Origin of the sequence: [Mycobacterium] fortunisiensis, assembly GCF_019050325.1 — a bacterium.
GTDB classification, from domain to species: Bacteria; Actinomycetota; Actinomycetes; order Mycobacteriales; family Mycobacteriaceae; genus Mycobacterium; species Mycobacterium fortunisiensis.
Genome location: NZ_VOMB01000014.1, coordinates 49,934 through 74,662, shown reverse-complemented (window position 1 = coordinate 74,662; position 24,729 = coordinate 49,934). Strand labels below are relative to the sequence as shown.

At 66.1% G+C, this 24,729-nt stretch carries 22 protein-coding genes and 1 other RNA gene; 7 read left to right on the top strand and 16 right to left on the bottom strand.

Annotated elements, in window-relative coordinates:
- Positions 1-159: 159 nt before the first annotated feature.
- Positions 160-777 (top strand): TetR/AcrR family transcriptional regulator, encoded by a 618-nt coding sequence (locus FR943_RS10025; protein ID WP_217156482.1) that lies wholly within the window; start codon positions 160-162, stop codon positions 775-777.
- Here the strand turns inward: FR943_RS10025 and FR943_RS10020 are convergent.
- Positions 722-1,735, bottom strand: a complete 1,014-nt coding sequence (locus FR943_RS10020; protein ID WP_217156481.1) for an alpha/beta fold hydrolase — start codon at positions 1,733-1,735, stop codon at positions 722-724. The genes FR943_RS10025 and FR943_RS10020 overlap by 56 nt on opposite strands.
- Before the next feature lie 18 nt (positions 1,736-1,753).
- A complete protein-coding gene (locus tag FR943_RS10015) occupies positions 1,754-3,514 on the bottom strand; it encodes an N-acyl-D-amino-acid deacylase family protein (RefSeq protein ID WP_217156479.1) in 1,761 nt (586 codons plus the stop codon).
- 101 nt (positions 3,515-3,615) lie between these two features.
- Here FR943_RS10015 and FR943_RS10010 point away from each other — a divergent pair, with 101 nt between their 5' ends.
- A complete protein-coding gene (locus FR943_RS10010) occupies positions 3,616-4,947 on the top strand; it encodes an aromatic ring-hydroxylating oxygenase subunit alpha (protein WP_217156477.1) in 1,332 nt (443 codons plus the stop codon).
- A complete protein-coding gene (locus tag FR943_RS10005) occupies positions 4,944-5,597 on the top strand; it encodes a TetR/AcrR family transcriptional regulator (RefSeq protein ID WP_217156475.1) in 654 nt (217 codons plus the stop codon). Before FR943_RS10010 ends, FR943_RS10005 begins: the two co-directional genes overlap by 4 nt.
- Here the strand turns inward: FR943_RS10005 and FR943_RS10000 are convergent.
- From FR943_RS10000 to prfB, 12 genes are all read right to left on the bottom strand, one after another.
- Positions 5,569-6,966: a glycoside hydrolase family 183 protein gene (locus FR943_RS10000; protein ID WP_217156473.1), complete on the bottom strand. Its 1,398-nt coding sequence runs from the start codon at positions 6,964-6,966 to the stop codon at positions 5,569-5,571. The genes FR943_RS10005 and FR943_RS10000 overlap by 29 nt on opposite strands.
- 453 nt (positions 6,967-7,419) lie before the next feature.
- Complete coding sequence (locus FR943_RS09995; protein WP_217156471.1) at positions 7,420-7,695, bottom strand: hypothetical protein; 276 nt, start codon at positions 7,693-7,695, stop codon at positions 7,420-7,422.
- 95 nt (positions 7,696-7,790) lie between these two features.
- Positions 7,791-10,616 carry an MMPL/RND family transporter gene (locus FR943_RS09990; protein WP_217156566.1) on the bottom strand — a complete coding sequence of 942 codons (2,826 nt, stop codon included), beginning with the start codon at positions 10,614-10,616 and terminating at the stop codon, positions 7,791-7,793.
- A gap of 181 nt (positions 10,617-10,797) precedes the next feature.
- Positions 10,798-11,505 (bottom strand): YwaF family protein, encoded by a 708-nt coding sequence (locus FR943_RS09985; RefSeq protein ID WP_217156469.1) that lies wholly within the window; start codon positions 11,503-11,505, stop codon positions 10,798-10,800.
- A 13-nt stretch (positions 11,506-11,518) separates the two neighbouring features.
- Complete coding sequence (locus FR943_RS09980) at positions 11,519-12,421, bottom strand: cutinase family protein (RefSeq protein ID WP_217156468.1); 903 nt, start codon at positions 12,419-12,421, stop codon at positions 11,519-11,521.
- Between the two features lie 132 nt (positions 12,422-12,553).
- Positions 12,554-12,922, bottom strand: a transfer-messenger RNA (tmRNA) gene (gene ssrA, locus FR943_RS09975).
- Positions 12,923-13,103: 181 nt separating this feature from the next.
- Positions 13,104-13,601 (bottom strand): SsrA-binding protein SmpB, encoded by a 498-nt coding sequence (smpB, locus tag FR943_RS09970; RefSeq protein ID WP_372448100.1) that lies wholly within the window; start codon positions 13,599-13,601, stop codon positions 13,104-13,106.
- A complete protein-coding gene (ftsX, locus tag FR943_RS09965) occupies positions 13,601-14,494 on the bottom strand; it encodes a permease-like cell division protein FtsX (RefSeq protein ID WP_217156464.1) in 894 nt (297 codons plus the stop codon). The genes smpB and ftsX overlap by 1 nt, the downstream gene beginning before the upstream one ends.
- The gene (gene ftsE / locus FR943_RS09960) at positions 14,495-15,184 is read right to left on the bottom strand and encodes a cell division ATP-binding protein FtsE (RefSeq protein ID WP_217156558.1); all 690 of its coding nucleotides are present in this window, start codon (positions 15,182-15,184) and stop codon (positions 14,495-14,497) included. It abuts the gene before it with no gap.
- Positions 15,185-15,229: 45 nt separating this feature from the next.
- Positions 15,230-15,727, bottom strand: coding sequence for an Rv3103c family proline-rich protein (locus FR943_RS09955; protein ID WP_217156462.1), 498 nt, complete (start codon positions 15,725-15,727; stop codon positions 15,230-15,232).
- On the bottom strand, positions 15,724-16,716 hold the full coding sequence (locus FR943_RS09950; RefSeq protein ID WP_217156460.1) for a mechanosensitive ion channel family protein: 993 nt from the start codon (positions 16,714-16,716) through the stop codon (positions 15,724-15,726). The genes FR943_RS09955 and FR943_RS09950 overlap by 4 nt, the downstream gene beginning before the upstream one ends.
- The gene (gene prfB / locus FR943_RS09945; RefSeq protein WP_217156458.1) at positions 16,700-17,812 is read right to left on the bottom strand and encodes a peptide chain release factor 2; all 1,113 of its coding nucleotides are present in this window, start codon (positions 17,810-17,812) and stop codon (positions 16,700-16,702) included. Before prfB ends, FR943_RS09950 begins: the two co-directional genes overlap by 17 nt.
- A gap of 170 nt (positions 17,813-17,982) precedes the next feature.
- Here prfB and FR943_RS09940 point away from each other — a divergent pair, with 170 nt between their 5' ends.
- Positions 17,983-19,353: an FAD-dependent oxidoreductase gene (locus FR943_RS09940; RefSeq protein ID WP_217156456.1), complete on the top strand. Its 1,371-nt coding sequence runs from the start codon at positions 17,983-17,985 to the stop codon at positions 19,351-19,353.
- A 37-nt stretch (positions 19,354-19,390) separates the two neighbouring features.
- Here the strand turns inward: FR943_RS09940 and FR943_RS09935 are convergent, their stop codons facing one another.
- Positions 19,391-19,723: a hypothetical protein gene (locus FR943_RS09935; protein WP_217156454.1), complete on the bottom strand. Its 333-nt coding sequence runs from the start codon at positions 19,721-19,723 to the stop codon at positions 19,391-19,393.
- Positions 19,724-19,823: 100 nt separating this feature from the next.
- Here FR943_RS09935 and hisN point away from each other — a divergent pair, with 100 nt between their 5' ends.
- The 3 genes from hisN to FR943_RS09920 all read left to right on the top strand — a co-directional run bounded on the left by hisN (position 19,824) and on the right by FR943_RS09920 (position 23,377).
- Positions 19,824-20,606 carry a histidinol-phosphatase gene (hisN, locus tag FR943_RS09930; RefSeq protein ID WP_217156452.1) on the top strand — a complete coding sequence of 261 codons (783 nt, stop codon included), beginning with the start codon at positions 19,824-19,826 and terminating at the stop codon, positions 20,604-20,606.
- Between the two features lie 102 nt (positions 20,607-20,708).
- Positions 20,709-22,118, top strand: a complete 1,410-nt coding sequence (locus tag FR943_RS09925; RefSeq protein ID WP_217156450.1) for an acyl-CoA dehydrogenase family protein — start codon at positions 20,709-20,711, stop codon at positions 22,116-22,118.
- Between the two features lie 38 nt (positions 22,119-22,156).
- The gene (locus FR943_RS09920) at positions 22,157-23,377 is read left to right on the top strand and encodes an acyl-CoA dehydrogenase family protein (RefSeq protein ID WP_217156448.1); all 1,221 of its coding nucleotides are present in this window, start codon (positions 22,157-22,159) and stop codon (positions 23,375-23,377) included.
- A gap of 98 nt (positions 23,378-23,475) precedes the next feature.
- Here the strand turns inward: FR943_RS09920 and FR943_RS09915 are convergent, their stop codons facing one another.
- Positions 23,476-24,453: an esterase family protein gene (locus FR943_RS09915; RefSeq protein ID WP_217156446.1), complete on the bottom strand. Its 978-nt coding sequence runs from the start codon at positions 24,451-24,453 to the stop codon at positions 23,476-23,478.
- Between the last annotated feature and the right edge of the window lie 276 nt (positions 24,454-24,729).

The following is a 24,729-nucleotide window of genomic DNA, read 5'->3' as shown; positions in this document are numbered from 1 at the left end:
CCACCTCGCTTGTCTGCAAACTCTCGAATCGCGGCTGCCTGCTGATCGCAACTAATCATACAAACAACACCAGGCTTGTATGATTACTACACGTGGATACGGGACGTCAACGTTCGGGGCGATATCCTGCTGGGATGCTGCCGGCCGAAAGTCCCGACGATGGCGCGTAGACGCGGGTGGGACGGACGGCCACCGGCCAGCGACGAAGAGGCCTCCGAGCGCATCGTGAGCGCCGCCGTGGAGTTGATCGCCGAAACCGGCACCGGGGTCAGCATCGCCGACGTCGCGGCCTCGCTCGGCGTCATCCGCCAGACCGTGTACCGCTACTTCCCCACCGCCGAGGCCCTGATGCACGCGGCGGCCATCGCCACGGTCGACGGCTTCCTCGACCGGCTCGCCGAGAACGTGCGCGGCATCACCGATCCGGCCGAGGCGATGGTCGAAGGTGTCATGTTCACCCTGGAAGAGGTCACCCGCACCCCGCAGATCCGCGTCATGCTGTCCGGGCCACAGGCCGCAGCCACTTCGGTCAATGTCGCCTCCGACGAGGGCCAGGCCTTCGGCATGCGGATGATCACCCGCTTCGATGTCGACTGGGGGAAGTACGGCTACGACGAGTCCGCGCTGCGCGAACTCGTGGAATTCACGCTGCGCACCATGGTGTCGTTCTTCGTCGCACCCAACGAGCCCGGCCGGAGCCGAGAAGAGCTGCGGCGCTTCCTCAGACGCTGGCTGGGCGGGGCAATTCTGGCCCAGCCGCCCGGTGGGCGGCAATGAGGTCGCCGAACACCGCCGGTAGCAACTGATTGAAGATGTCGGCGCGTTCCCACTGCACGAAGTGTCCTGCCCCGGGAATCACCAACGGGCCGATTCGATTTCGGAACGCGCGCTCACACTTGGGTACGAAATCCTCACCGAGCGCCTGGTCCTCGGGTCCGTAGAGCACCAGCGTGCGCACGTCGACCGCGTCCATCAGCGGTATCTCGGACATCTCGCGGCCGTAGGCCAGTTGATAGGAGGCCCAGCCCGCCCGCAACTGCGCTTCCGCGGCGAATGGCTCGGTCATGAAGTCGACGTCGGACTGACCGAAGGCGTTGCGCGAACCCCACAGTCGATTGGTATACATCGCCGCGACCCACTGCCGGCGAGCCTCGGGGGTGGGCAGCATCGCCGCGAGTTCGTCCGGAAAGGCGCCCTGCATCCAGCGGTAGTCGGCGGTCGGATCCGGGGCACCGGCAACCGAGGCCGGGTACTGGGCCGCGATCCCCGAATAGTCGACGCCCATCGGCGGCACGGTGTTGAAAATGCAGAAGCCCTCGATGAATCCGGGATAACGGTGCACCATGTCGGTGCCCACCACACCGCCCACATCACCCGCGGCGATCACGCAGGAGTCATGACCCAGGCGGTCGTGGACCAGCGCGTGGAGGTCACGCGAGTACGTCACGAGGTCATGTCGATCGTCGGGGGGAACGTCACTGTCGCCCATCCCGCGCAGATCAGGGACGATGACCTCGAAGCCGGCCGCGGCCAGGGCCGCGATGTTGCGCCACCAGATCCGCTTGGTCTCCGGATAGCCGTGGATCAGCAGCAGCGGCACACCACCGACGCCCTCGTGCACATACGCCAGCGAAACCCCTTCGGCGACAACGGCTGTGTGGGTCGTGAAGGCGTCGGCAGCGGGTGCCTGAGGTTGAGCCGGGCGCTGACGCGGGTCGTAACGGAAATCCGCCATGGCGAAAAACCCTATCGGTCAGCGGTTCCCACGTACCAGCCGGCCTGGACGGGCGCCGGTGTCGGCACCGTGACGACGAGTGATGGTGCCGCTGACGATGGTGGCGTCGTAGCCGGAGGCCCCCTGCACCAGACGGTTGCCGCCGGCCGGCAGGTCATAGGCCATCCTGGGCGCGTGCAGGGTCAGCGCGTCCAGGTCGATCACGTTGACGTCGGCCTTCTTGCCCACTGCGATGACACCGCGGTCGGTCATGCCGAACAATTGCGCTGTGTCGTTGGCCTGCTTGCGCACCACGTACTCCAGCGGCAGTTTCTCCCCGCGGTGCCGGTCCCGGGCCCAGTGTGTCAGCAGGAACGTCGGGTAGGAGGCGTCGCAGATCATGCTGCAGTGCGCGCCCCCGTCTGACAGCCCCAACACCCCGGCCGGGTGGGTCAGCATCTCGCGGATCGCGTCGTGGTTGCCGTCGGCGTAGTTGAACATCGGGTACATCAGCATGGCGCCGGCGTTCCCCTCGAGCATCAGGTCGTACATCGCGGCCAACTCGTCCACGCCGCGCGCCTTGGCGATCACGGCGACCGTACGCTCCTCGGTCGGCTCGTAATCTGGCGGCTCTCCGATGTGGTACAGGCGATTTGCCGCATTCTGCGCGAGCATGAACATGCCGTCGAAAAGCTTGTTCGGGTCGATCGGCAGGTCCTCTTCAGCCAGGATCGCCGCGCGTACTTGCGGATCCGCCAGCCGCTCGGCCATGTCCGCACGGCTGCACTCGGCTTGCAGACGCCGGTAGGTCGGACGATGGGTGAAGGCGTGGTGGCCGGGGAAGCCCAGCAGCATGCCGAACGGCCGTGCGGCGACCTGCGGGAACAACCGGCTGCCGGCCTGATGCGCCGCTGCCGACAACTCAAGTTGCTCGCGCCACAGATTGGGATCGGCGTCGACCTGGATCAGCGCGAAGCTCAGTGCGCAGTCGATCTCCTCGCCGAGGCGGCGCATCCATTCCAGTTCCGTCCTGGGCGCGACGATATCCTCGCCGGCCGCGCCCTGCGGGGCCAGTTCGAACACTGCCGCTCCACCGGCGGCGGCCGCCCTGCCCAGGGCGAACAGTTCGTCCTCGGCGGCGAACGTACCGGGCACCGGCTCACCGTCCATGGCCCGGTGCGCCAGGGTGCGCGACGACGAGAAGCCAAGCGCACCAGCCTCGATCGCCTCCTGCACCAGGTGCGCCATGGCCTTGATGTCGTCGGGCGTGGCCGGTTCGTTGCGGGCCCCGCGCTCGCCCATCGCGTACGCCCGAACGGCACCGTGGGCGATCTGGGTCCCCATGTCCACGGCCAGCTCACGCTTACCGACGACGTCGAGGTATTCGCCGAACGTTTCCCAACCCCAGGTGATCCCCTCGGTCAGGGCGGTGCCGGGGATGTCCTCCACTCCCTCCATCAGTGAGATCAGCCAATCCTCGGACCCGGGCCGGACCGGGGCGAATCCGACACCGCAGTTGCCGGCCACCACCGTGGTGACGCCGTGGTTGCTCGACGGTTCGAGAACGTCGTCCCAGCTGACCTGTCCGTCGTAGTGCGTGTGGATGTCGACGAAACCGGGCGCCACGATCTTTCCTGTGGCATCGATGGTTTCGGCCGCCTCGCCGGCCAGCGCGGGGTCGCCGGCACCACGCCGGTGCACCTCGACGATCTTCCCGTCCCGGATGGCGACATCGGCGGTGAACCGGTCGGCACCGGTCCCGTCGACAACGGTTCCACCGGTGATCTTGATATCGAACACGTTTTTGCTCCCTTGAGGCGTGGAGGCCGCTACGGTGGCAATGTAACACCGTTACAAAACGTCCGTGCCTAGTTTTCGATCTTCGCACCGGGGGGCACTCCATGGCTCTGAGCTCAACGCACACCGATCACCCGCGGCGGATGGACGCGATCGGTGACCCACCGGCTCACCCCACCCTGGTGCCGGCGGATCGCTACTACTCCGCCGCGTTCGCCGAGTCAGAAGTGCAGCGGATGTGGCCGCGGGTCTGGCAGTGCGCCTGCACCGTCGACCACGTGGCCGAACCCGGCGACTACTTCGAATACCGATGCGGCCCTTATTCAGTACTGATCGTCCGGGGCGACGACGGCGTGCTGCGCGCCTTCCAGAATGCCTGCCGTCACCGCGGCAACGCGCTGTGCAGCGGCTCCGGCACAGCGCTGCGGGAGCTCAAATGCGGCTACCACGGCTGGACTTGGGACCTGGCCGGCACGCTCACCCGGATCCCGAACCGCAAGGGCTTCGGCGCGGTACGCCTGTCCGAGTTCCCGCTGGTACCGGTGCGGGTCGACACCTGGGAGCGGTTGGTCTTCGTCAACCTCGACATGTCCGCGATGCCTCTGGCCGACTACCTGGAGGCGGTTCCCGGCGACATCGCGTGGTGCGGGCTGGGCGACTTCCGCTGCTACGCAACGATGACCATCGACGTCGAAGCCAACTGGAAGACCATCGCCGACGGTTACAGCGAGACCTACCACGTGCAGACGCTGCACCCCGAACTGCACCGGTGCATGGACGACGTGTACGCACCGCAGACGATCTGGGGGCACACCGGAAAATCTGAGTCGCTCTACGGGGTGCCCAGCCCCCGACTGGCGGACACGCTGGGCGACGAAGACGTCTGGGATGCCTACGTCTGCACCCAGGGCGCGCTGATGGGCGTCGCCGACGGTACCCCGTTCCCCCGGGACCGGCAGGCCCCCGGCCAAACCGTGGCCGACGTGATCGCCTGTCAGATCAGGGAATTCGCCGCCGGACGAGGCGTCGACATCAGCTGGGCCAGTACCGACCAGGTGATGTGCCTGCACCAGTACAACATCTTCCCCAACATGACGGTGCTGGCCAGTGCCGACCACCTCACGGTCATGACATCATTGCCCGGACCCGACCCCGACCGAGGGCAGCTCGTGATGACACTGATGACCCGCATGCCGGCCCAGGCGCCGCGGACCATACCGGCCGACGTCCGGATGACCGCCGAGGATGCGCACCCGGGCGTGGTGATGAGCCAGGACATCGCCGTGCTCACCGGCCTGCAACGTGGCCTGCACCAACCGGGTTTCACCCACCTGGTGCTGTCGGGCGAGGAGCGCCGCATCATCAACATGCATCGCCACCTCGAGCGCTACCTCGACCTGCCCGAGTCCGAACGCGTCACCGAAGCCGCCGGATGAGCCCGAAGCCGAAGGCCGTCGACGCCGAGAGCATCCTCGACGCGGCCGCAATCCTCATCGAAACACGTGGGGTGGAGGCGTTTTCAATGCGCGCGCTCGCCGAGCGCATCGGGGTGGCCGCCACCTCCATCTACTGGCACGTGGGCGGCCGCGATGCGCTCTTCGACAGCCTGGTCGACCGGCTGCTGGCCGAGATGGACGGGCTGCCCGTGCACGGGGCCGGCGCGGCCGAGCGGATCGCCGCGCTGGCCCGCAACCAGCGCAGCCTGCTGATCCGGCGCCAGCATCTGCTGGCGATCGCCCACGAACGGGACCGGACCCCGACGTTGTTCCTACCGGTGCAACAGCGCCTTGCCGCCGAGCTCGCCGCGCTCGGCATCACCGGGACCCAGGCCGCACTGGTGCTGCGCGCCATCCAGGTGCACGTGATCTCCTCTGCGGTGATGCAGTTTTCGGCCGTCCGCGGTCCCCAACATCAGGAGGAGGACCCGACCCTGTGGACCGCCGACTGGCCCGATCAGGAACTCGTGGCCGCGCTGCAGTCCCCCACCGACTACGACGCGGTGTTCGAATACGGGCTCGAGTCGCTGCTGGCGTCGCTGCACGAGCTCGAAGAACAGGTCAGGGCAGCACCGTCTTCATCAGCATGACGTTGTAGGCCGACCACAGCGACAGGTTGTAGTACAGCTCCTTGCCGGTGGACCACGGATGCAGATACGGCGCGTAGATACCCCCCGGGATCTGCGACGACGGCACGATCAGCTGCTCCGGGCCCCACGGTCCCTGTGGCGCCGGCGCGGTGCGCATCACGACGTCGTTGGCCCCGTTGCCATAGAGCACCAGGTACTGCTTGAGGTAGGTGTTGTACTGCGCCGACATTTCACTCACCGGCCCCGGGATCACCGGTGTCGCCGCCGCCGGATTGCCCGGCACCCAGGCGTTGTTGTCGGCGTTCCAGTACTCGTATTTGGTGAGATCCGGAATGAGACCCGGTGCCACCCGGGCGAGGTAGGCCGATCCGCCGCGCCCGTTCGGAGTGCCGAACGTGTAGATGTAGGGATCGCCGGGGCCCGGTTTGAGGAACGCGCCCATCTGGAAATTCTCGTTACCTCCGCTGGGCGGACGGATCGTCCCGGGGTACACCCCCCAGTTCTCCCCGTTGTCCGGCGACATCGCGATGGCCGAGAAGTTGGTGCTCCACGCTCCCGGGCTGTCCCAGTTCCGGATCGACATGAAGTTCAGATACTGGTTGCGCCCCACCGCGATTCCCGCGGTCGGAATGATGCCCGTCTCTTCCGGTGCGCGCCCGATGCTGTTGATGATCTGTTTGGAAATGCCCTGGCGCCACACCGGAGAGCCGGAATATTTGTTGGCCACCACGCCGTCGGGCACCGCGACGGTCTTCGACAGCGAGCCGTCCTGGCTGCGGAACAACGCGTTGTACCGCCACTGCTTGCCCGGGATGCCGCAGTAGCCGTTGGTGTCACCGAAGGCCATCAGCACCTGACGGTTGGCCGGGTCCCCGTTGTCCCACATGATGCCCAGATCGGTTCCGGTGATGGCGAAACGTTTGATGGTCTGGTTGGGACTGTCCGGGCCGGTCACCCACCCCACGATGGACGTGCCCGGTGGCTGCGCGGGGGCCGGCTGGGCCGCCGCAGGTGCCGGAGCGGGAGCCGGTGCCGGCTGCGCGACGTTCGGGACAGGTTGGCCGCCACCGGGATTGGGCGCCGGCACGACTGCGGCTTTCTGCCTGACCTGCCCGGTGTTCGGGATCAACGCCTTGAGCAGGGCCAACGGCAGCTGGCCGAGTTTGGGTAGCGGGGCCGAGTCGTTGGCGCCGACGGGCTTGTGCCCGAGTGGGCGGTTGAACGGGGCGATCCGGGACGGCTTGGGAAGCTGAAAAGCCTGGTTCGGGAGGGGTTGAGCCGCCGCGGCGGCGCCTTCGCACGGTTCGGCAGCTGCCGGCGGCGCCACCACAACGGCGACGACGAGTCCGATTGCGGCCGCCGCGGCCATCGTCGAAGCACCTCGAGGATGTCGCGACATGTCACACCTTCCCAATACAGGGACGTCGACATGACGTCACAGTTGGCTGATGTGACGTTAGTGATCAATGTTGTCGATGTGACCAATGATGCATTGAAAGGTACCGTCCCGTGACCGTGTCGCAACCGACACGGCGCGTCGGCTGCAGCATCTGTGCTGTTCATCACCGTGCGCGAGCCTCGTCTCGCGATCCTCGCTACGGTGGGTGGTGGTGGAACTATCGAAACGAGCGAGAGGGATCACCATGGCAGGAGCCGGTACATTCGATCCGAAAAAGGGCGGCAAGTTCGAGCCGACCACCAAGGCCAAGCCGCCGCCACCGCCGCGACCTGGCGGCAACAAGAAGTAGCCGAAACGAAACTGCCCATGTGCGAGCGCATCCGCTCGCACATGGGCAGTTTCTCTTGCCTTCGGTGGTCGGATTCAGCTACAGACCTGGACCAGCCGGAACGGCCCGGTGGCGCAGACCGAGGGCGGACCGTATCCGCCATACCAACCGGCGCCTCCGTACACCGGCGGCGGTGGCGGCGGCGGCGGGCCGCCCCAGTGGCCGTGGCCCCAGCCAGGGTGCTGGGCCCAGCCGACACCCGGTCCGGTGATCTGCGCCGGTGCGGCGTTGGCAACGCCGGCGCCGATACCGAGCGCCGCCAGCCCGAGTGCTCCGGCCGCTGCGGCGCTGATAGCGATGGACTTCAACATCTTCGAAACCCCTCTTGACTTGCAGAACTCGACTGCGGATCGCCCCGTCGGTCAACAGTCAGCGGAAGCGGGTTTTCCGACTTCCACCGATTATGTTAGGTCTGCTTATTAAGTGGGGGCTGTGCAGACGCTTTGTATGTGGGGGCCTGCAGCGCGGCCAGGCGCCGCTTGGATGCCGCCGACTGGATGACCTGCGGCCACCAGAACCACCGGCCCAACAGCGCCGCGATCGCCGGTGTCATGAACGAGCGCACGATCAAGGTGTCGAACAGCAGGCCCAGTGCAATGGTGGTGCCCACCTGTGACATCACCTTGAGGTCGCTGAACGCGAAAGACGCCATGGTGAACGCGAACACCAGGCCCGCCGACGTCACCACCGAACCAGTCCCGGCCATCGCACGGATGATGCCGGTCTTGAGCCCACCGTGCAGTTCTTCCTTGAACCGCGACACCAGCAGCAGGTTGTAGTCGGAACCCACGGCCAGTAGCAGGATGACCGACATCGCCAGCACCATCCAGTGCAACTCCAGCCCCAGGAGATGTTGCCAGAGCAGCACCGACAGGCCGAAAGAGGCGCCGAGGGACAGCAGCACCGTTCCGACGATCACCGCCGCGGCCACCATACTGCGGGTGATCAGCAGCATGATGATGAAAATCAGTGACACCGCGGCGATTCCGGCGATGATGAGGTCGTAGAACGACCCGTCGCGCATGTCCTTGTACGTCGCCGCGGTTCCGGCCAGATAGATCCTGGAGCCTTCCAGCGGTGTGCCCTTGAGCGCTTCCTTGGCGGCCAGCTTGATCGGGTCCACATGGTCGACACCCTCGGGCGTCGCGGGATCACCTTCGTGGCTGATGATGAACCGCACCGACTTTCCGTCCGGCGAGATGAAGTTTTTCATCCCTCGCTTGAAGTCCTTGTTGTCGAAGGCTTCTGGCGGAAGGTAGAACGTATCGTCGTTGCGGGCCTCGTCGAACGCCTTGCCCATGGCCGTCGAATTCTCCTGCATCGCAGCCATCTGATCCTGCTGCCCGGCCTGCGTGGCACGCTGAGTCAGCATCATCGTCTTCATCGACTTCATGGTCTCGATCTGCGCGGGCAGCAACACCACCAACTGCGGCATCAAGGTGTCAAGCCGCTCCAACTCGGGCACCAGTTCCTGAACATCGTCGGTCATGGTGTCGATGCCGTCGAGGGTGTCGAAGATCGAGCGGAGCGACCAGCACAGCGGGACCGCAGAACAGTGCGGCTCCCAATAGAGGTAGTTGCGGATCGGCCGCAGGAAATCGTCGAAATCGGCGATGTTGGCCCGTAATTCGCCGATGTCGAGGGCCATCGTCTTGGTCTTGGTGACCATCGAGTGCGTGGTGTCGGCCATCTGCTGGGTCAGCTGCGACATCCGCTCCATCGTGTCGATGGTGGTCTGCATGTCCGCGGCCTGGACCAGCATGTCGTCCATCCGATCCTGCTGGTACTTCCGGTTCATCGTGTTGAGCGTGCCCTGCCGGCTGAGCAGGAACGGGATCGACGTGTGCTCGATCGGGCGGCCGTTGGGCCGGGTGATCGCCTGGACCCGGGACACCCCGGGCACCCGCACGATGCCCTTGGCGATCTTGTCGATGACGAGAAAGTCGGCCGGGTTGCGCAGATCATGATCGGTCTCGACCATCAGCAGTTCGGGATTCATCCGTGCGGCACTGAAATGTCGTTCGGCAGCGGTATATCCGACGGTGGCCGGCAGGTCCGACGGCAGGTACTTGCGCGCGTCGTAATTGGTCTTGTAGCCCGGCAACGTCAGCAGCCCGATGAGCGCCAGACCCAGCGTCGCGGCCAGAATCGGCACGGGCCAGCGCACCACCGCGATGCCGATCCGGCGCCAGCCACGCGAGCGGATGCTGCGCTTGGGCTCGAACCGGCCGAACCGGCTCCCGATGACGATGACCGCCGGGCCCATCGTCAGCGCGGCCACCACCGCGACGAAGGTGCCCACCGCGCACGGCACACCCATGGTCTGGAAATACGGCAGCCGGGTGAGGCTGAGACACAGCATCGCGCCGGCGATCGTCATACCCGATCCCAGCACCACGTGGGCCGTCCCGCCGAACATGGTGTAATAGGCGGCTTCTCGGTCCTCACCGGCACCGCGCGCCTCTTGATAGCGCCCGATCGCGAAGATGGCGTAATCGGTCCCGGCAGCGATCACCATCAGGGTCAGCAGGTTCACCGCGAACGTCGACAACCCGATGATCCCGCTGTGGGCCAGGAACGCCACGATGCCCCGCGCCGCCCCGAGTTCCAGGAACACCATGAGCAGCACCAGGATCATGGTGCCCACCGAGCGATAGACCAACAGCAGCATCACCGCGATCACCACGAGCGTGACCGCGGTGACCCGGGCGACGCTCTTGTCGCCGGCGTGGTGCTGGTCGGAAACCAGCGGCGCCCCGCCGGTGACGAACACCTTGACCCCCGGCGGCGGGGCGGACTGCCCGATGATGTCCCGTACCGCGGCCACCGACTCGTTGGCCAGCGTCTCACCCTGGTTGCCGCGCAGGTAGACCTGGACGTAGGCCGACTTCCCGTCGTTGCTCTGCGCACCCGAGGCGGTCAGCGGGTCGCCCCAGAAGTCGGCCACGTGCTGCACGTGGGTGGCGTCGGCCTCAAGCTGGTCGACGATGCCGTCGTAGTAGTGGTGGGCGTCGTCGCCCAGGGGCTGCTCCCCCTCCAACACCACCATCGCATTGCTGTCGGAATCGAATTCCTGGAAGTTGCTGCCGATCTTGCGCATGGCGATCATCGCCGGCGCGTCCTTGGCGCTCAACCCGACGGTGTTCTCCTCGCCGACCTTCTCCAACGGCGGCACGAGGACGTTCGTCAGGACCGTCAGGGCTACCCAGCCGAGCAGGATCGGCACCGCCATGGCATGGATGAACCGCGCGATACCGCCGTGCTTGGTCTGCACAACCCGCCCCTTCGATCAGGCCACTGTCGCCCCGTGGGACAGGTCGCAGACGATACAAAATTGCCGTCGCGCGTAATATACGTAGCCCGTCAAAGTGTTGGGTGTCAATAACTGATTTACGCGCCCGCTGACAGCATTTTCACAGCTGGACAGCGCGTCGTTGCCAAGGCCACGTCATCAACGCCCACACGACGATGACGATCACGATTTCGGCCAGCAGATAGACCGGCCACGGGCCCAACGCGTCCAGCACCGACGCGGTGGGCGGCTTGCGGTTGAGGTATCCGTAGTTGGTTCCCGCCACGGCGTTGAAGACGAGGGTGAACCCCACCCAGCCCAGCGTCGTGACGACCGCGAAGCGGTAGTCACGCCACCGCGGCCGCATTCCGCGCCCCCAGGTCAGATAGACCGCCGACCACACCACGAGCACGTGCAGCGTGAAGAACGTGACGAACAGGTGATGGGGAAAATCCGGAGCACCTTCGGCGGGCGTACCGATGTCCGGCGTGAGCAACGCCTGCGAGCTCAGCAACAGGCCCCAGAAGTAGGTGAGCACGAACGCCCAATGTCGTTGCGACCACAAGGCATACGCCGCAACCAGTTCCGCGAGGTCGCACAACTGCAGGGGTATCGAGGTGTCGATGCTGGGTTTGGTCCACTTGTAGAACAGCGCCACGACGAACGCCGCGATGAGCGCAATCGCCAAGGCCCGGCTCAAGATTCGAGCCTGCGCCTCGGTCTGCCGCCGGCCGATGAGGACCAACAGCGCCGCACCCGTGACGAATACCGCCAACACCACCAGATGCGATGGGCCGTACGCCACGAACTCACGTTGCGCAAAGAACATCGATGGGGCCTCGTCAGTGAACCGCCGACACCAAACCGACTTCAGCTGACGAGACCGGAGGAACGATCGTCGGGGCCGCCCCAGGGGGCTGCAGGCCATATCCGGGCTCCGGACCGTACTCCGACGGCGGGCCTGGCAGCGAGGTATCCGGGCCGTAGCCGGGTGCCGGCCCGTAGCCGGGCACCGGACCGTAACCCGGCAGCGTCTGCCCCGACCCGGCCAGCAGCTTGGCCGCGGCGAAAGCCGCCGCCTGAGTGGTGTACACCGGGACATAGCCCTCGGTGTGGCCGCTCCATTCGTTGCCCTGGCCCTCGTGACAGATCGGATCCATCGGGTTACAGAGGTCGATCGCCTTGGACCCGAACAGTGCGCTCTGGGTCGCTATCGTTTGCTTGGTGCGGGTGCCCACGTCGCCGAACGTGGTGATCGCCGCGACGTTGTCGGCATACTCGGCCGGGAGCGAATCGCCCCACGTGATCCCACCCAGTGGGTTACCGGCCACGATGTTGATCACGCTCGCGCCCTGCGAATAGCCGCCGAGCACGATCTGGGTGTCGGGGCACGAGGACAACGTGGACTTGATGTGCGAGATCGCGTCTTTGGCGCCGTCACCGCCGTGCAGCTGCAGCTTGCTGGCCTTGTAGTTCACCCCGTAAGTGGCGATGTCCAGGCCGGCGGCCTGCTTGCGCAACGAATCGACGAAGGCATCGCCGACCCGGCCGAGACCGGGTGGCTCATCGGTGCCGCGGGCGAAGACGACCTCGGCGTCGGAGCAGTCGGCGGCGAACGCCACCGGTGCGCTTGGAATGGCGAGCAGGCTGCCCGCGGCGAGAAGTGCAGTAGCGCCAAGCCCGACCCAGCGACCACTTGACCGCGCACTGCCCTGCCGAGGGCCACGTTTGCGGCGAGAGAACATTGCCCCAATCTAACCCGTAACCAGGCGGAGTGGACCTCATGCGTCTGCAGATACGTGGCTGCCCGGCCGCGGCGAAATATTGACGGCAAAAGAAAACAGGTCAGGGAACTCGTCCCTGACCTGCATCTTTCTCAGTGGAGCTGCCGGGAATTGAACCCGGGTCCTACGGCACTTCCTCGAGGCTTCTCCGTGCGCAGTTCGCTGTGCCTCTACTCGGATCTCTCAGTCACGCGAACAAGCTGAGATGACGATCCCAGTCGCTGTTTGATGTCCCCACGGATCCCGCGACCGAACCCGTGGGTGGGTCCCTCTAGCTGATGCCAGGGTCCGGGCCGAGGGCGTTCCCGGTCTGACAGACACGCAGTCGCTTAGGCAGCGAGTGCGTAGTCGCGCTGATTGGAATCGGCGCTTAATTGGTTGCAACGACGCTTACGGTGGTCTCTTGCCTGCACCGGCACGCTTCCCTTGATTCGATGCGCGAAGTCGAAACCGATCAGCCCCTCGCATCCCTGCCGACTCTCGGCAGGACAGTCAATGGTACGCCAGACCCAACGGCGGATGCCAGGTGATTATTCCGTGGCGGTTTCGGCCCGTTGGCGGCCGCCGAGCGTGCGCGGAATGCTGCCTCGACACGGAGTGGCGGGCAGCAGACGCGCACGCTCGCGATGCAGGGGGAGATCGATCAGGCCATGCCCTTGGCGCGGCGGCCGAGCTCGCGGGTGATCTCCCGGTCGGCGTCGCGCTTGGCCAGGTCCTGGCGTTTGTCGTGGGCCTGCTTACCGCGGGCCAGCGCCAGCTCCACTTTGACCTTGCCGTCGGTGAAGTACATCGACAGCGGCACCAGGGTCAGATTGCCGTCGCGGATCTTGCCGATCAGATTGTCGATCTCCCGGCGGTGCAACAGCAGCTTGCGGTTGCGGCGCGGGGCGTGGTTGGTCCAGGTGCCGTGGTGGTACTCGGCGATGTGGACGTTGCGCAACCAGATCTCGCCGTCGTCGACGGTGGCGAACGCGTCGGCCAGGGAGGCCTGGCCTTCCCGCAGGCTTTTCACCTCGGTGCCCATCAACGCAATGCCGGCCTCGTAGACGTCGAGGATCGTGTAGTTGTGCCGTGCCTTGCGGTTGCTGGCCACAACGTGGTTGTTGGCCTTGTCGGGCTTGCCGGGTTTCTTCGCCATCATCATCTTCGGATGTACAGCCGCAGCGTCACGTACGCCGAGACACCCGCCATCGCCACGCCCACGAAGAACAGCAGCGGTGAGATGAACACGATGTCGGCGTAGTCGATGCGGGCGATCAGGTTCGATTTGTAGAACTGGTCGAGCGCCTTCTCCAGGAACACCGCACGCACCACGACCAACCCGACGATCGCGATCACCACACCGATCAGCGCCGCGATCACCGCTTCCACCAGGAACGGCAGCTGGGTGTACCAGCGCGACGCCCCGACCAGGCGCATGATGCCGATTTCGGCGCGCCGCGTGTACGCGGCCACTTGGACCATGTTGGCGATCAACAGCACCGCGCCGATGGCCTGCACCAGCGCCACCGCGAACGCCACGCTGGACAGCCCGTCAAGCACCGCGAACAACCGGTCGATCAGGTCTTTCTGGTTGAGCACGTTGAGCACGCCGGGCTGACCCTGCATCGCCTTGTCGAACGCCTCGTGTTTCTCCGGGTCGTTGAGCTTGACGATGAACGACGCCGGGAAGGCGTCCTTGCCGGCCACGTCCTTGTACTGCGGGAACTTCTTGATCGCGTCGTCGTAGGCCTGCTCACGATTGAGGAAGCGCAGTGACCGGACGTCGTCGCGGTCGTCGATCTTGCGGTACAGCGCTTTGCACGCGTCACCGTCACAGGTGGGGTCGTTGGCCGAGATGTCGTCGGTCAGGAACACCTGGCTCTCGACGCGGTCGAGGTAGATGTCACGGGACTGGTCGGCCAACCGCACCACCAGCAGGCCGCCACCGAACAACCCGATCGAGATGGCGGTGGTCAGGATCATCGCCACCGTCATGGTGACGTTGCGACGAAGCCCGGTCAGAACTTCATTGACAAGAAAGCCGAAGCGCACTTAGCGATCCATTCCGTAGACGCCGCGCTGCTCATCACGGATCAGCCGGCCGAGTTCGAGTTCGACGACCCGCTGGCGCATGGAGTCGACGATGTGATGGTCGTGGGTGGCCATCAGCACCGTGGTCCCGGTGCGGTTGATCCGTTCCAGCAGATCCATGATGTCCTTGCTGGTTTCGGGATCGAGGTTTCCGGTGGGCTCGTCGGCGATCAGCACCAGCGGGCGGTTGACGAACGCCCGCGCGATGGCGACACGCTGCTGCTCGCCACCGGACAGTTCGCTGGGCAACCGGTTGGCCTTGCCGGACAGGCCCACCATCTCCAGCACGTCCGGTACCACGCGGTTGATCACGTCGGCGCGCTTGCCGATCACCTCCAGGGCGAAGGCGACATTCTCGAACACCGACTTCTGCTGCAGCAACCGGAAATCCTGGAACACGCAGCCGATGACCTGGCGCAAGTTGGGCACATGGCGGCCGGCGAGCTTGTTGACGTGGAACTTGGAGACGCGGATGTCGCCTGAGGTGGGCGTCTCGGCCGCCAACAGCAGCCGCATGAACGTCGACTTGCCCGAGCCCGACGGGCCGATCAGAAAGACGAACTCACCCTTGTCGATTTTCAACGAGACGTCATCGAGCGCCGGGCGCGCTGACGACTTGTAGTGCTTCGTCACGTGGTCGAGGGTGATCATCACGGCACGCCAGTGTAGCCGGAGCACGGCGTTGGGCTGGTCACGCTACCGCGGCAATGTCGGCGTCACCGGCTCTTGGGCCGGTTGCTGCTGCTCGTCCGTCGGTGCCGGGCCAGCCCCCGGCAGCACCGGCAACGTGACCGGCGGCAGCAGTCCGGGGCCGTCGGGTTCGAACACCGTCGTCCGCGGAGACCCGGGCGCGGTCGTGGTCTCCGGGCCCGGCGCACCCGGGGTGGTGGTCTCGGTGGTCTCCGTCGGCTCGGTGGTCGTGGTCTCGGTCGGCTCGGTGGTCTCCGTCGTCGTGCGGGGCGCCACCTTGGTGCGCGGCACCCACGTGTAATCGGGATCGGGCACGAAACCCGGCGGCACCACCTGTGTGTTGGGCGTCTGGGGCGGGGCCTGCTCGGGGCGGTACTGCTGCTGCACCCACGACAACGCGATGAACACCACGATCAGCACCACCGTCGAGGTGCGGAGCCGGCCCAGCCGGCCACGCCAGATCCTGGTGGCGGCGTCGGTCACCCGGCTGAAGTCGATCTTCACTTCTTCGGCTCCTCCGCCGGGCTCTGCGGCGGCGTGCCGCCCTGGGCCTCGGCCACCGCGCTCGGATGGATGGCGTCACCGGCGGCGGCCACCGAGGCCTCCGAGGACGTCACCACCCCGGCGCGCCGCAGCGCCCGCACCACCCGCACCCGCAGGCGTCGACCCACGTCGAATTGCTTGCCCGGCAGCGTGCGTGCCACCAGCTGCAAGTTGAAGGTGTCCAGACCGATGCTCTCGACACCCATCAGCTGCGGCTTGTCGAGCAGCAGGCGGGACAGTTCGCGATCTTCGGTGGCCTTCTCGGCCACGTCGTTGAGCACGTCGTTGACCAGGTTGAGGTCGACGCTCACCGGTACCGGGATGTCGACCACCGCTCGTGCCCAGTCCTTGGACAGGTTCAGCGCCTTGACGATCTGCCCGTTGGGCACGGTGTACATCTCGCCTTCGGAGGACCGCAGCTTGGTGACCCGCAGCGTGACGTCCTCGACCGTGCCCTCGGCTTCGTTGGCGGCGGTGATGGTCAGCCGCACGAGGTCGCCGAAGCCGTACTGCTTCTCGGTGATGATGAAGAAGCCGGCGAGCAGGTCCTGCACGATCCGTTGCGCGCCGAAACCCAGTGCGGCGCCGAGCACTGCCGCCGGGGCGACCAGGGAGGCGATCGGCACCGCGAGGGCGTCGGTGACCTCGACCGCGACGATGACGAACAGCAGTGCCACCGACACCCAGGAGATGACCGAGGCGACGGCCTGTCGGTGCTTGGCGCTCTCCGAGCGCACCAGTTGATCGCTTTCCTGATACTGGGCGTCGATCCGGCGCACCACCCGCTGGGCAGCCCAGTTGATGAAACGCGCCGCGAGTAATGCCCCGATGAGCAGCAGGGCGATCCGCAGCCCGGTGGTCAGGATCCACACGCCGATCTCGCCGCGCCAGAAATCGTGCCAGCGGTCGGCGAATGAGATGGCCAGCAGCGTGTTAGTCGTCGTCGTCATCTTTTCGGTTGCGCCATCTGATCCCCGCCTCCAGGAACCCGTCGATGTCTCCGTCCAGCACCGTGGCCGGGTTGCCGACCTCGTACTCGGTGCGCAAGTCCTTCACCATCTGATAGGGGTGCAACACGTAGGACCGCATCTGGTTGCCCCAGGAACTGCCACCGTCACCCTTGAGCGCATCCATCTCGGCGCGTTCTTCTAACCGCTTGCGCTCCAACAGCCTTGCCTGCAGCACTCGCATCGCGGCGACCTTGTTCTGCAACTGGGACTTCTCGTTCTGACAGGTCACCACGATACCGGTGGGAATGTGGGTAAGCCGGACCGCGGAGTCGGTGGTGTTCACCGACTGCCCGCCCGGACCACTGGAGCGGTACACGTCGACGCGCAGGTCCCCTTCGGGGATCTCGATGTGGTCGGTGGTTTCCACGACCGGGAGCACCTCGACATCGGCGAACGACGTCTGACGTCGACTCTGGTTGTCGAACGGGCTGATCCGCACCAGCCGGTGGGTGCCCTGCTCGACCGAGAGGGTGCCGTAGGCGAACGGGGCGTGCACGGCGAAGGTGGCGCTCTTGATCCCGGCTTCTTCGGCGTAGGAGGTGTCGAACACCTCGACCGGGTAGTCATGCTTCTCGGCCCACCGGATGTACATCCGCATCAACATCTCGGCCCAGTCCGCGGCGTCGACGCCACCCGCGCCGGAGCGGATGGTGACGACGGCCTCGCGCTCGTCGTACTCACCGGAGAGCAGGGTGCGGACTTCCAGTGCCTCGATGTCCTCGCGCAGCTTGGCCAATTCGGTGTCGGCTTCGGCGAGCTCGTCGGCTCCCCCTTCTTCGGCCGCGAGCTCGAACAGCACCGGCAGGTCCTCGACGCGCTGGCGCAGCTCCTGCACCCGGCGCAGTTCGTTCTGCGCGTGCGAGAGCTCGCTGGTGACTTTCTGCGCCCGGGTCTGGTCGTCCCACAGGTTCGGATCGGAGGCCTGCTGCTCGAGCATGTCGATCCGCTGGCGCAGCCCATCGATGTCGAGCACCCGCTCCACAGTGGTGAGGGTGGTGTCGAGTGCGGCTACGGCGGCTTGGCGGTCTGGATCCACGAATGTTCAGGGTACCTGCCGGCATTTCCGGGGCAGTTCTGCCGACTCGCGGCAGCGCGGGCGATCTGTGTTTAGCATCGGGTGGTACCCGACCCGACCGCGTCGCGACAGCCCCTTGCGCGTGGTGGGACGGGCCGTAACGGCTTTTCAGGCTCGTAAGAAGGCACCATATGCGCCCATATCACGTAGCGATCGTCGGTTCTGGCCCCTCTGGATTCTTTGCTGCCGCGTCGCTACTGAAGTCCGCTGATTCCCCCGATGCCGAGCGCGACGTCCGCGTCGACATGCTCGAGATGCTGCCGACCCCGTGGGGGCTCGTGCGTTCGGGGGTGGCTCCGGATCATCCGAAGATCAAGTCGATCAGCGCGCAATTCGACAAGACCGCCGCCGATCCGCGATTCCGGTTCTTCGGCAACATCAAGATCGGCGAGCACGTCACCCCGGCCGAGTTGGCCCAACGCTACGACGCGGTGGTCTACGCGATCGGCGCGCAATCCGACCGGGCCCTGCACATCCCGGGAGAAGAGTTGCCGGGCAGCGTGGCGGCAGTGGATTTCGTCGGGTGGTACAACGCCCACCCCCACTTCGACGGGATGGCTCCGAATCTCTCGGGCGGCCGCGCGGTCGTGGTCGGCAACGGCAACGTCGCCCTGGACGTGGCCCGCATCCTGGTCAGCGATCCCGAGGCGCTGGCCAACACCGACATCGCCGACCATGCGCTGGCGTCGTTGGACACCCGCGGGGTCGAGGAAGTGGTGGTGATCGGCCGCCGGGGCCCGCTGCAGGCCACGTTCACCACCCTGGAACTGCGTGAACTCGGCGACCTCGAAGGGCTCGGCGACGTCGACGTCATCCTCGACCCGGCCGATTTCGCCGGTATCACCGACGACGACCTGGAGGCGGCCGGCAAGACCGTCAAACAGAACATCCGGGTGCTGCGCAAGTATGCCGATCAACAACCGCGAGAAGCCAAGCGCCGCATCGTGTTCCGGTTCTGCACCTCCCCCATCGAGTTGCACGGCGAGGATCGGGTGGAGTCGATTGTGCTGGGCCGCAACGAACTTGTCCGCGACGCCGACGGACGTGTGGTGGCCAAGGACACCGGCCAACGCGAAGAGTTACCGGTCCAGTTGGTGGTGCGAGCGGTCGGCTACCGCGGCGTGCCCACCCCGGGCCTGCCCTTCGACGAACGCTCGGGCACCATTCCGCACACCGATGGCCGGATCGACGGCAGCCGCAACGAATACGTGGTGGGCTGGATCAAGCGGGGCCCGTCCGGCGTGATCGGCAGCAACAAGAAGGACTCCCAGGAGACCGTCGACACCCTGCTGGGCGATCTGGGCGCCGCGCAGGTCGGCGAGCGCGGCCCCGATTACGACGACGAACTCGCCCGATGGCTGCTGGAACACCAGCCCGATCTGGTGACCGGCGCGCACTGGCAACTGATCGATACCCATGAGCGGACGGCTGGCGAATCAGTGGGCCGGCCGCGGGTGAAGTTGTCGAGTGTGGCGGAGTTGCTCCGCGTGGCTCACGGCTGACGAAGTCAGCCCAAGCCACCCGGGCTGACGACGACGCTCAGGCTGGCGGCTCCGCTGCCGGCGCGAACGCCCACTTGTCCGGGTTGGTCGGCGAATACACCACCGGCATCAGCGCGCCCATCGTCGGCCAGTTGTCGACGTCGACTGCCATGCGTTGGTACACGACGTGCTCGCTGACGGTGGGCCCGGTGATGACACCGGTGATCGTGACGTACTGCTCCCCCGTCGCATCCGGCCGCGGGCTCACCCCCGTCACGAGCAACGTGCCGTGCGTCAGTTCGCCGCGAATTCCCCGCCGCCGCATGATCCATGGCGCCGCCAGCACCACGATGGCTCCTACCAGCAGCAGGAGTATGCCGATTTCCCACACCAGGCCATGGTAGGACTGCAGGCATGAGTTCCCGAAGGTCAACACGAGCGAGGATCGCAGCGAGGCACGAGCGAGGACCGGAACGAGTGGGAGCCGAGGCATGAGCACGGTCGCAGACGACTTGGCATTGGCCCTCGAGTTAGCCGACCAGGCCGACGTGCTGACCATGGATCGCTTCGGTGCGCTGGATCTGCACATCGAGACCAAACCCGATCTGACCCCGGTCACCGACGCCGACCGGGGAGCCGAAGAAGCGTTACGCGCGGCGCTGGCCGCCGCCCGCCCGGACGACACGGTATTCGGTGAAGAATTCGGTGGTACAACGACTTTGAGCGGCCGCCAGTGGGTGATCGATCCGATCGACGGCACCAAGAACTTCGTCCGCGGCGTGCCGGTGTGGTGCACGTTGATCGCGTTGCTCGACGACGGTGTCCCGGTGGTCGGGGTAGTCAGCGCTCCGGCGCTGGCCCGGCGCTGGTGGGCCGGGCTGGGTCAGGGCGCATTCGGTTCGTTCGCCGGGGCCACGCGCAAACTCTCAGTGTCCGGGGTCGCGGACCTGGCGTCGGCCAGCTTGTCGTATTCGGATCTGACCACTGGATGGGACGACCGCCGTGAGCGCTTCGTCGCGCTGACCGACGCGGTGTGGCGGGTGCGCGCCTACGGCGATTTCTGGTCGTACTGCATGGTGGCCGAGGGTGCCGTGGACATCGCCTGCGAGCCCGAGGTGAAGCTGTGGGACATCGCGCCATTGGACATCCTGATCCGGGAGGCCGGCGGCACGTTCAGCAACATCGACGGTGCCGCCGGGCCGCACGGCGGGAGCGCGCTGGCCACCAACGGACGGCTGCATGCCGAGGTGCTGACCAGGCTTTCTGCCCGCTGAACAGCGGCGTGGACGGGTGTGAGGTTGGTAACAGATGCCGTACCTTACTCCGGAGTAAGATACGGTCAGATGCGTCGCCACGACCAACAGAGGCAGCTGAAAATGACCAACACCCTGCCGTCCAAGAACGGCACCCCCACCCGTCCCGCACACTCCGGCCAACAGAGCGCGGTCGGCCTGCACAAGCACAAGCGGACAGCGACCGACATCGGGTTGGCGCTGATCACGCCCCTCGTCGGCCAGGAGTTCCTGGACCGCTACGGATTGCGTGACCCGCTCAACCGCGGCCTGAAATACGGTGTGAAACAGGTATTTTCGACCGCAGGCGCCGCCACCCGGCAGTTCCAGCGGATCCAGGGTCTCGGCAAGGCGCCGACCCGGCTCAAGGCCAGCGGGGCCGACTACTTCGACCTGACCCCCGACGAAGATCAGCAGATGATCGTCGACACGGTCAACGAGTTCGCCGAGGAGATCCTGCGCCCGGCCGCCCACGACGCCGACGAGGCCGCGGCCTATCCCGCCGACCTCATCGCCAAGGCCGCCGAGCTGGGCATCACCGCGGTCAACGTGCCCGAGGACTTCGACGGCATCGCCGAGCACCGCAGCACCGTCACCAACGTGCTGGTCGCCGAGGCACTTGCCTACGGCGACATGGGGCTGGCCCTGCCGATCCTGGCCCCCGGCGGCGTCGCCTCGGCACTGACCCACTGGGGCAGCGCCGACCAGCAGGCCACCTATCTCAAGGAATTCGCCGGCGAGAACGTGCCGCAGGCCTGCGTTGCAATCGCCGAACCGCACGCCCTGTTCGACCCCACCGCACTCAAGACCACCGCGGTACGCACCCCCAGCGGTTACCGCCTGTCCGGGGTCAAGTCGCTGGTCCCGGCCGCCGCCGAGGCCGAATTGTTCATCGTTGCAGCGCAATTGGACGGTAAGCCGGCGCTGTTCATCGTCGAGGCGTCCTCGGCGGGGCTCACGGTCAAGGCCGATCCGAGCATGGGTATCCGGGCCGCCGCCCTGGGCCAGGTCGAGCTCGACAACGTGGCGGTGCCGCTGGCCAACCGGCTCGGCGGCGAGGAAATCACTGCCGGCGCGTCCGCTGAGGACTACAGCGAGGCGATCGCGTTGTCCCGGCTGGGCTGGGCCGCACTGGCCGTCGGCACGTCACACGCGGTGCTCGACTACGTCATCCCCTACATCAAGGAACGCCAGGCATTCGGTGAGCCGATCGCCCACCGCCAGTCGGTGGCGTTCATGACCGCCAACATCGCCATCGAGCTCGACGGCCTGCGGCTGATCACCTGGCGCGGCGCCGCTCGCGCCGAACAGGGCCTGCCGTTCGCCCGCGAGGCGGCGCTGGCGCGCAAGCTCGGCACCGACAAGGGCATGCAGATCGGCCTGGACGGCGTGCAGCTGCTGGGCGGTCACGGTTACACCAAGGAACATCCGGTCGAGCGCTGGTACCGCGACCTGCGGGCCATCGGCGTCGCCGAGGGTGTCGTAGTCATCTAGTCCAGCCGTCATACCCAATCGGAACCGAAAGACCAATCATGGCAATCAATCTGGAAATGCCCCGCAAGCTCCAGGCGGTCATCGAGAAGGGCCACCAGGGCGCCGCCGAGATGCTTCGCCCCATCTCACGCAAGTACGATCTCGCCGAACACGCCTACCCCGTCGAACTGGACACGCTGGCCACGCTCTTCGAAGGCATCTCTGAGGCCAAGACCATCTCGTTCGCGGGCGCCGAGGCGTTCCGCGACGACGCCAACACCAAGGGCGAGAAGGTCACCGTCAACGGTGCCAACATGTCCGCGCTCCTGAACGCGCTGGAGATCAGTTGGGGCGATGTCGCCTTGCTGCTCTCGGTGCCGCGCCAGGGCCTGGGCAACGCCGCCATCTCCTCGGTGGCCACCCCCGAGCAGCTCGAGCGGCTCGGCAAGGACGTCTGGGCCGCGATGGCCATCACCGAGCCCGGCTTCGGCTCCGACTCGGCGGCGGTCACCACCACCGCGGTGCTCGACGGCGACGAGTACGTGATCAACGGCGAGAAGATCTTCGTCACCGCCGGTTCCCGCGCCACCCACATCGTGGTGTGGGCAACGCTGGACAAGTCATTGGGCCGCGCGGCGATCAAGTCGTTCATCGTGCCGCGCGAGCACCCCGGGGTCACCGTCGAACGCCTCGAACACAAGCTGGGCATCAAGGCGTCCGACACCGCGGTGATCCGCTTCGAGAACGCCCGCATCCCCAAGGACAACCTGCTGGGCGACCCGGAGGTCCACGTCGAGAAGGGTTTTGCCGGGGTCATGGAGACCTTCGACAACACCCGGCCGATCGTGGCCGCCATGGCCGTCGGCATCGCCCGCGCCGCACTGGAGGACCTGCGGGCGATCCTCACCGACGCCGGCATCGAGATCTCCTACGACAAGCCCGCCCACGCGCAGAGTGCCGCCGCCGCGGAGTTCCTGCGCATGGAGGCCGACTGGGAAGCCGGTTACCTGTTGACGGTGCGCTCCGCGTGGCAGGCCGACAACAGCATCCCCAACTCCAAAGAAGCCTCGATGGGTAAGGCCAAGGCCGCCCGGGTGGCCAGCGACATCACCCTCAAGGCCGTCGAGATGGCCGGCACCACCGGTTATTCCGAGCAGACGCTGCTGGAGAAGTGGGCCCGGGATTCCAAGATCCTCGACATCTTCGAAGGCACGCAGCAGATCCAGCAGCTGGTGGTTGCCCGCCGCCTGCTGGGCCTGTCCTCGGCCGAGTTGAAGTAGTCGCTTGTTCTGCCGGTTCTCCCGGCGAGCAGACCGATAACGAAATCGCCCAGAACACATGGTGTTCTGGGCGATTTCGTTATCGCGTGTTGTTCGACTTAGCCGAGCACCCGCTGCAGGTCGGGAACCATGGCCTGCAACTCCGCACCCCAGTAGGCCCAGTTGTGGGTACCGGATTCCGGGAAGTTGAACACACCGTTGGTGCCGCCTGCGGCGATGTAGTTGTCCTGGAACGTCCGGTTGGTACGGATGGTCAGGCCCTCCAGGAAGGTGGCAGGCAGGTCGCCGCCACCCAGCTCATTGGGCTGGCCGTTACCGCAGTAGATCCAGAGGCGGGTGTTGTTGGCCACCAGCGTGGGGATCTGCACCATCGGGTCGTTGCGCTTCCAGGCGCTGTTCGGGTCCTCTGTCGGGCCCCACATGTCGTTGGCCTTGTAGCCGCCGGCATCACCCATCGAGATGTTGATCAGGAACGGCCACCAGCCCTCGGAGGGGTTCAGGAAGCCGGACATCGAGCCGGCGTAGATGAACTTGTCGGGGTGGTAGGTCGCCAGGATCAGCGCGGCGGAACCGGCCATCGACAGACCGATCGCGGCGTTGCCGTTGGCGGCGACATCGCGGTTGGCGGCCAGCCACTGCGGCAGCTCGCTGGTGAGGAAGGTCTCCCACTTGTAGGTGGTGCAACCGGCCTTACCGCAGGCCTGGTTGTACCAGTCGCTGTAGAAGCTGGACTGGCCACCGACGGGCATGACCACCGACAGACCGCTGTCGAGGAACATCTCGAAGGCGTTGGTGTTGATGTCCCAGCCGTTGAAGTCGTCCTGAGCGCGCAGGCCGTCGAGCAGGTACACCGCGTGCGAACCCGGGCCACCGCTCTGGAACTGAATCTTGATGTCGCGGCCCATCGACGGCGACGGGACCATCAGGTACTCAACCGGCAAACCCGGACGGGAGAAGGCTCCCGCCGTCGCCGATCCGCCCACAACGCCGATCAAGCCAGGCAGCAACAGCGCTGCCATAGCCGCCACCGTCATCCGGCGGGCCCAACGGCCACGAATCTTGTCAATGAAGGTCATACTGCGAATCCATCCGTCTTCCGGTCAATTACGCGTTGTCGCGCGATCAGCGATCACTATCGCCAAGCGACACTGCAGCCACTCGCTGGCTGCACTGCCGCGCCCGCCCTTCGTCGCCTGACGCCTCAGAAGACGCAGTAGAGCGGACCGAAGAATTCAGTTGTTGCGCCTTGAGTAAAGCACGGGCCCGCGACAGGGGAAAACCTGCGGCGCGCCGCCGAACTGCGTATCTGCCGTTTTCAAAAAGCGAATTCGGCTTTATCCACAACCCGCCGA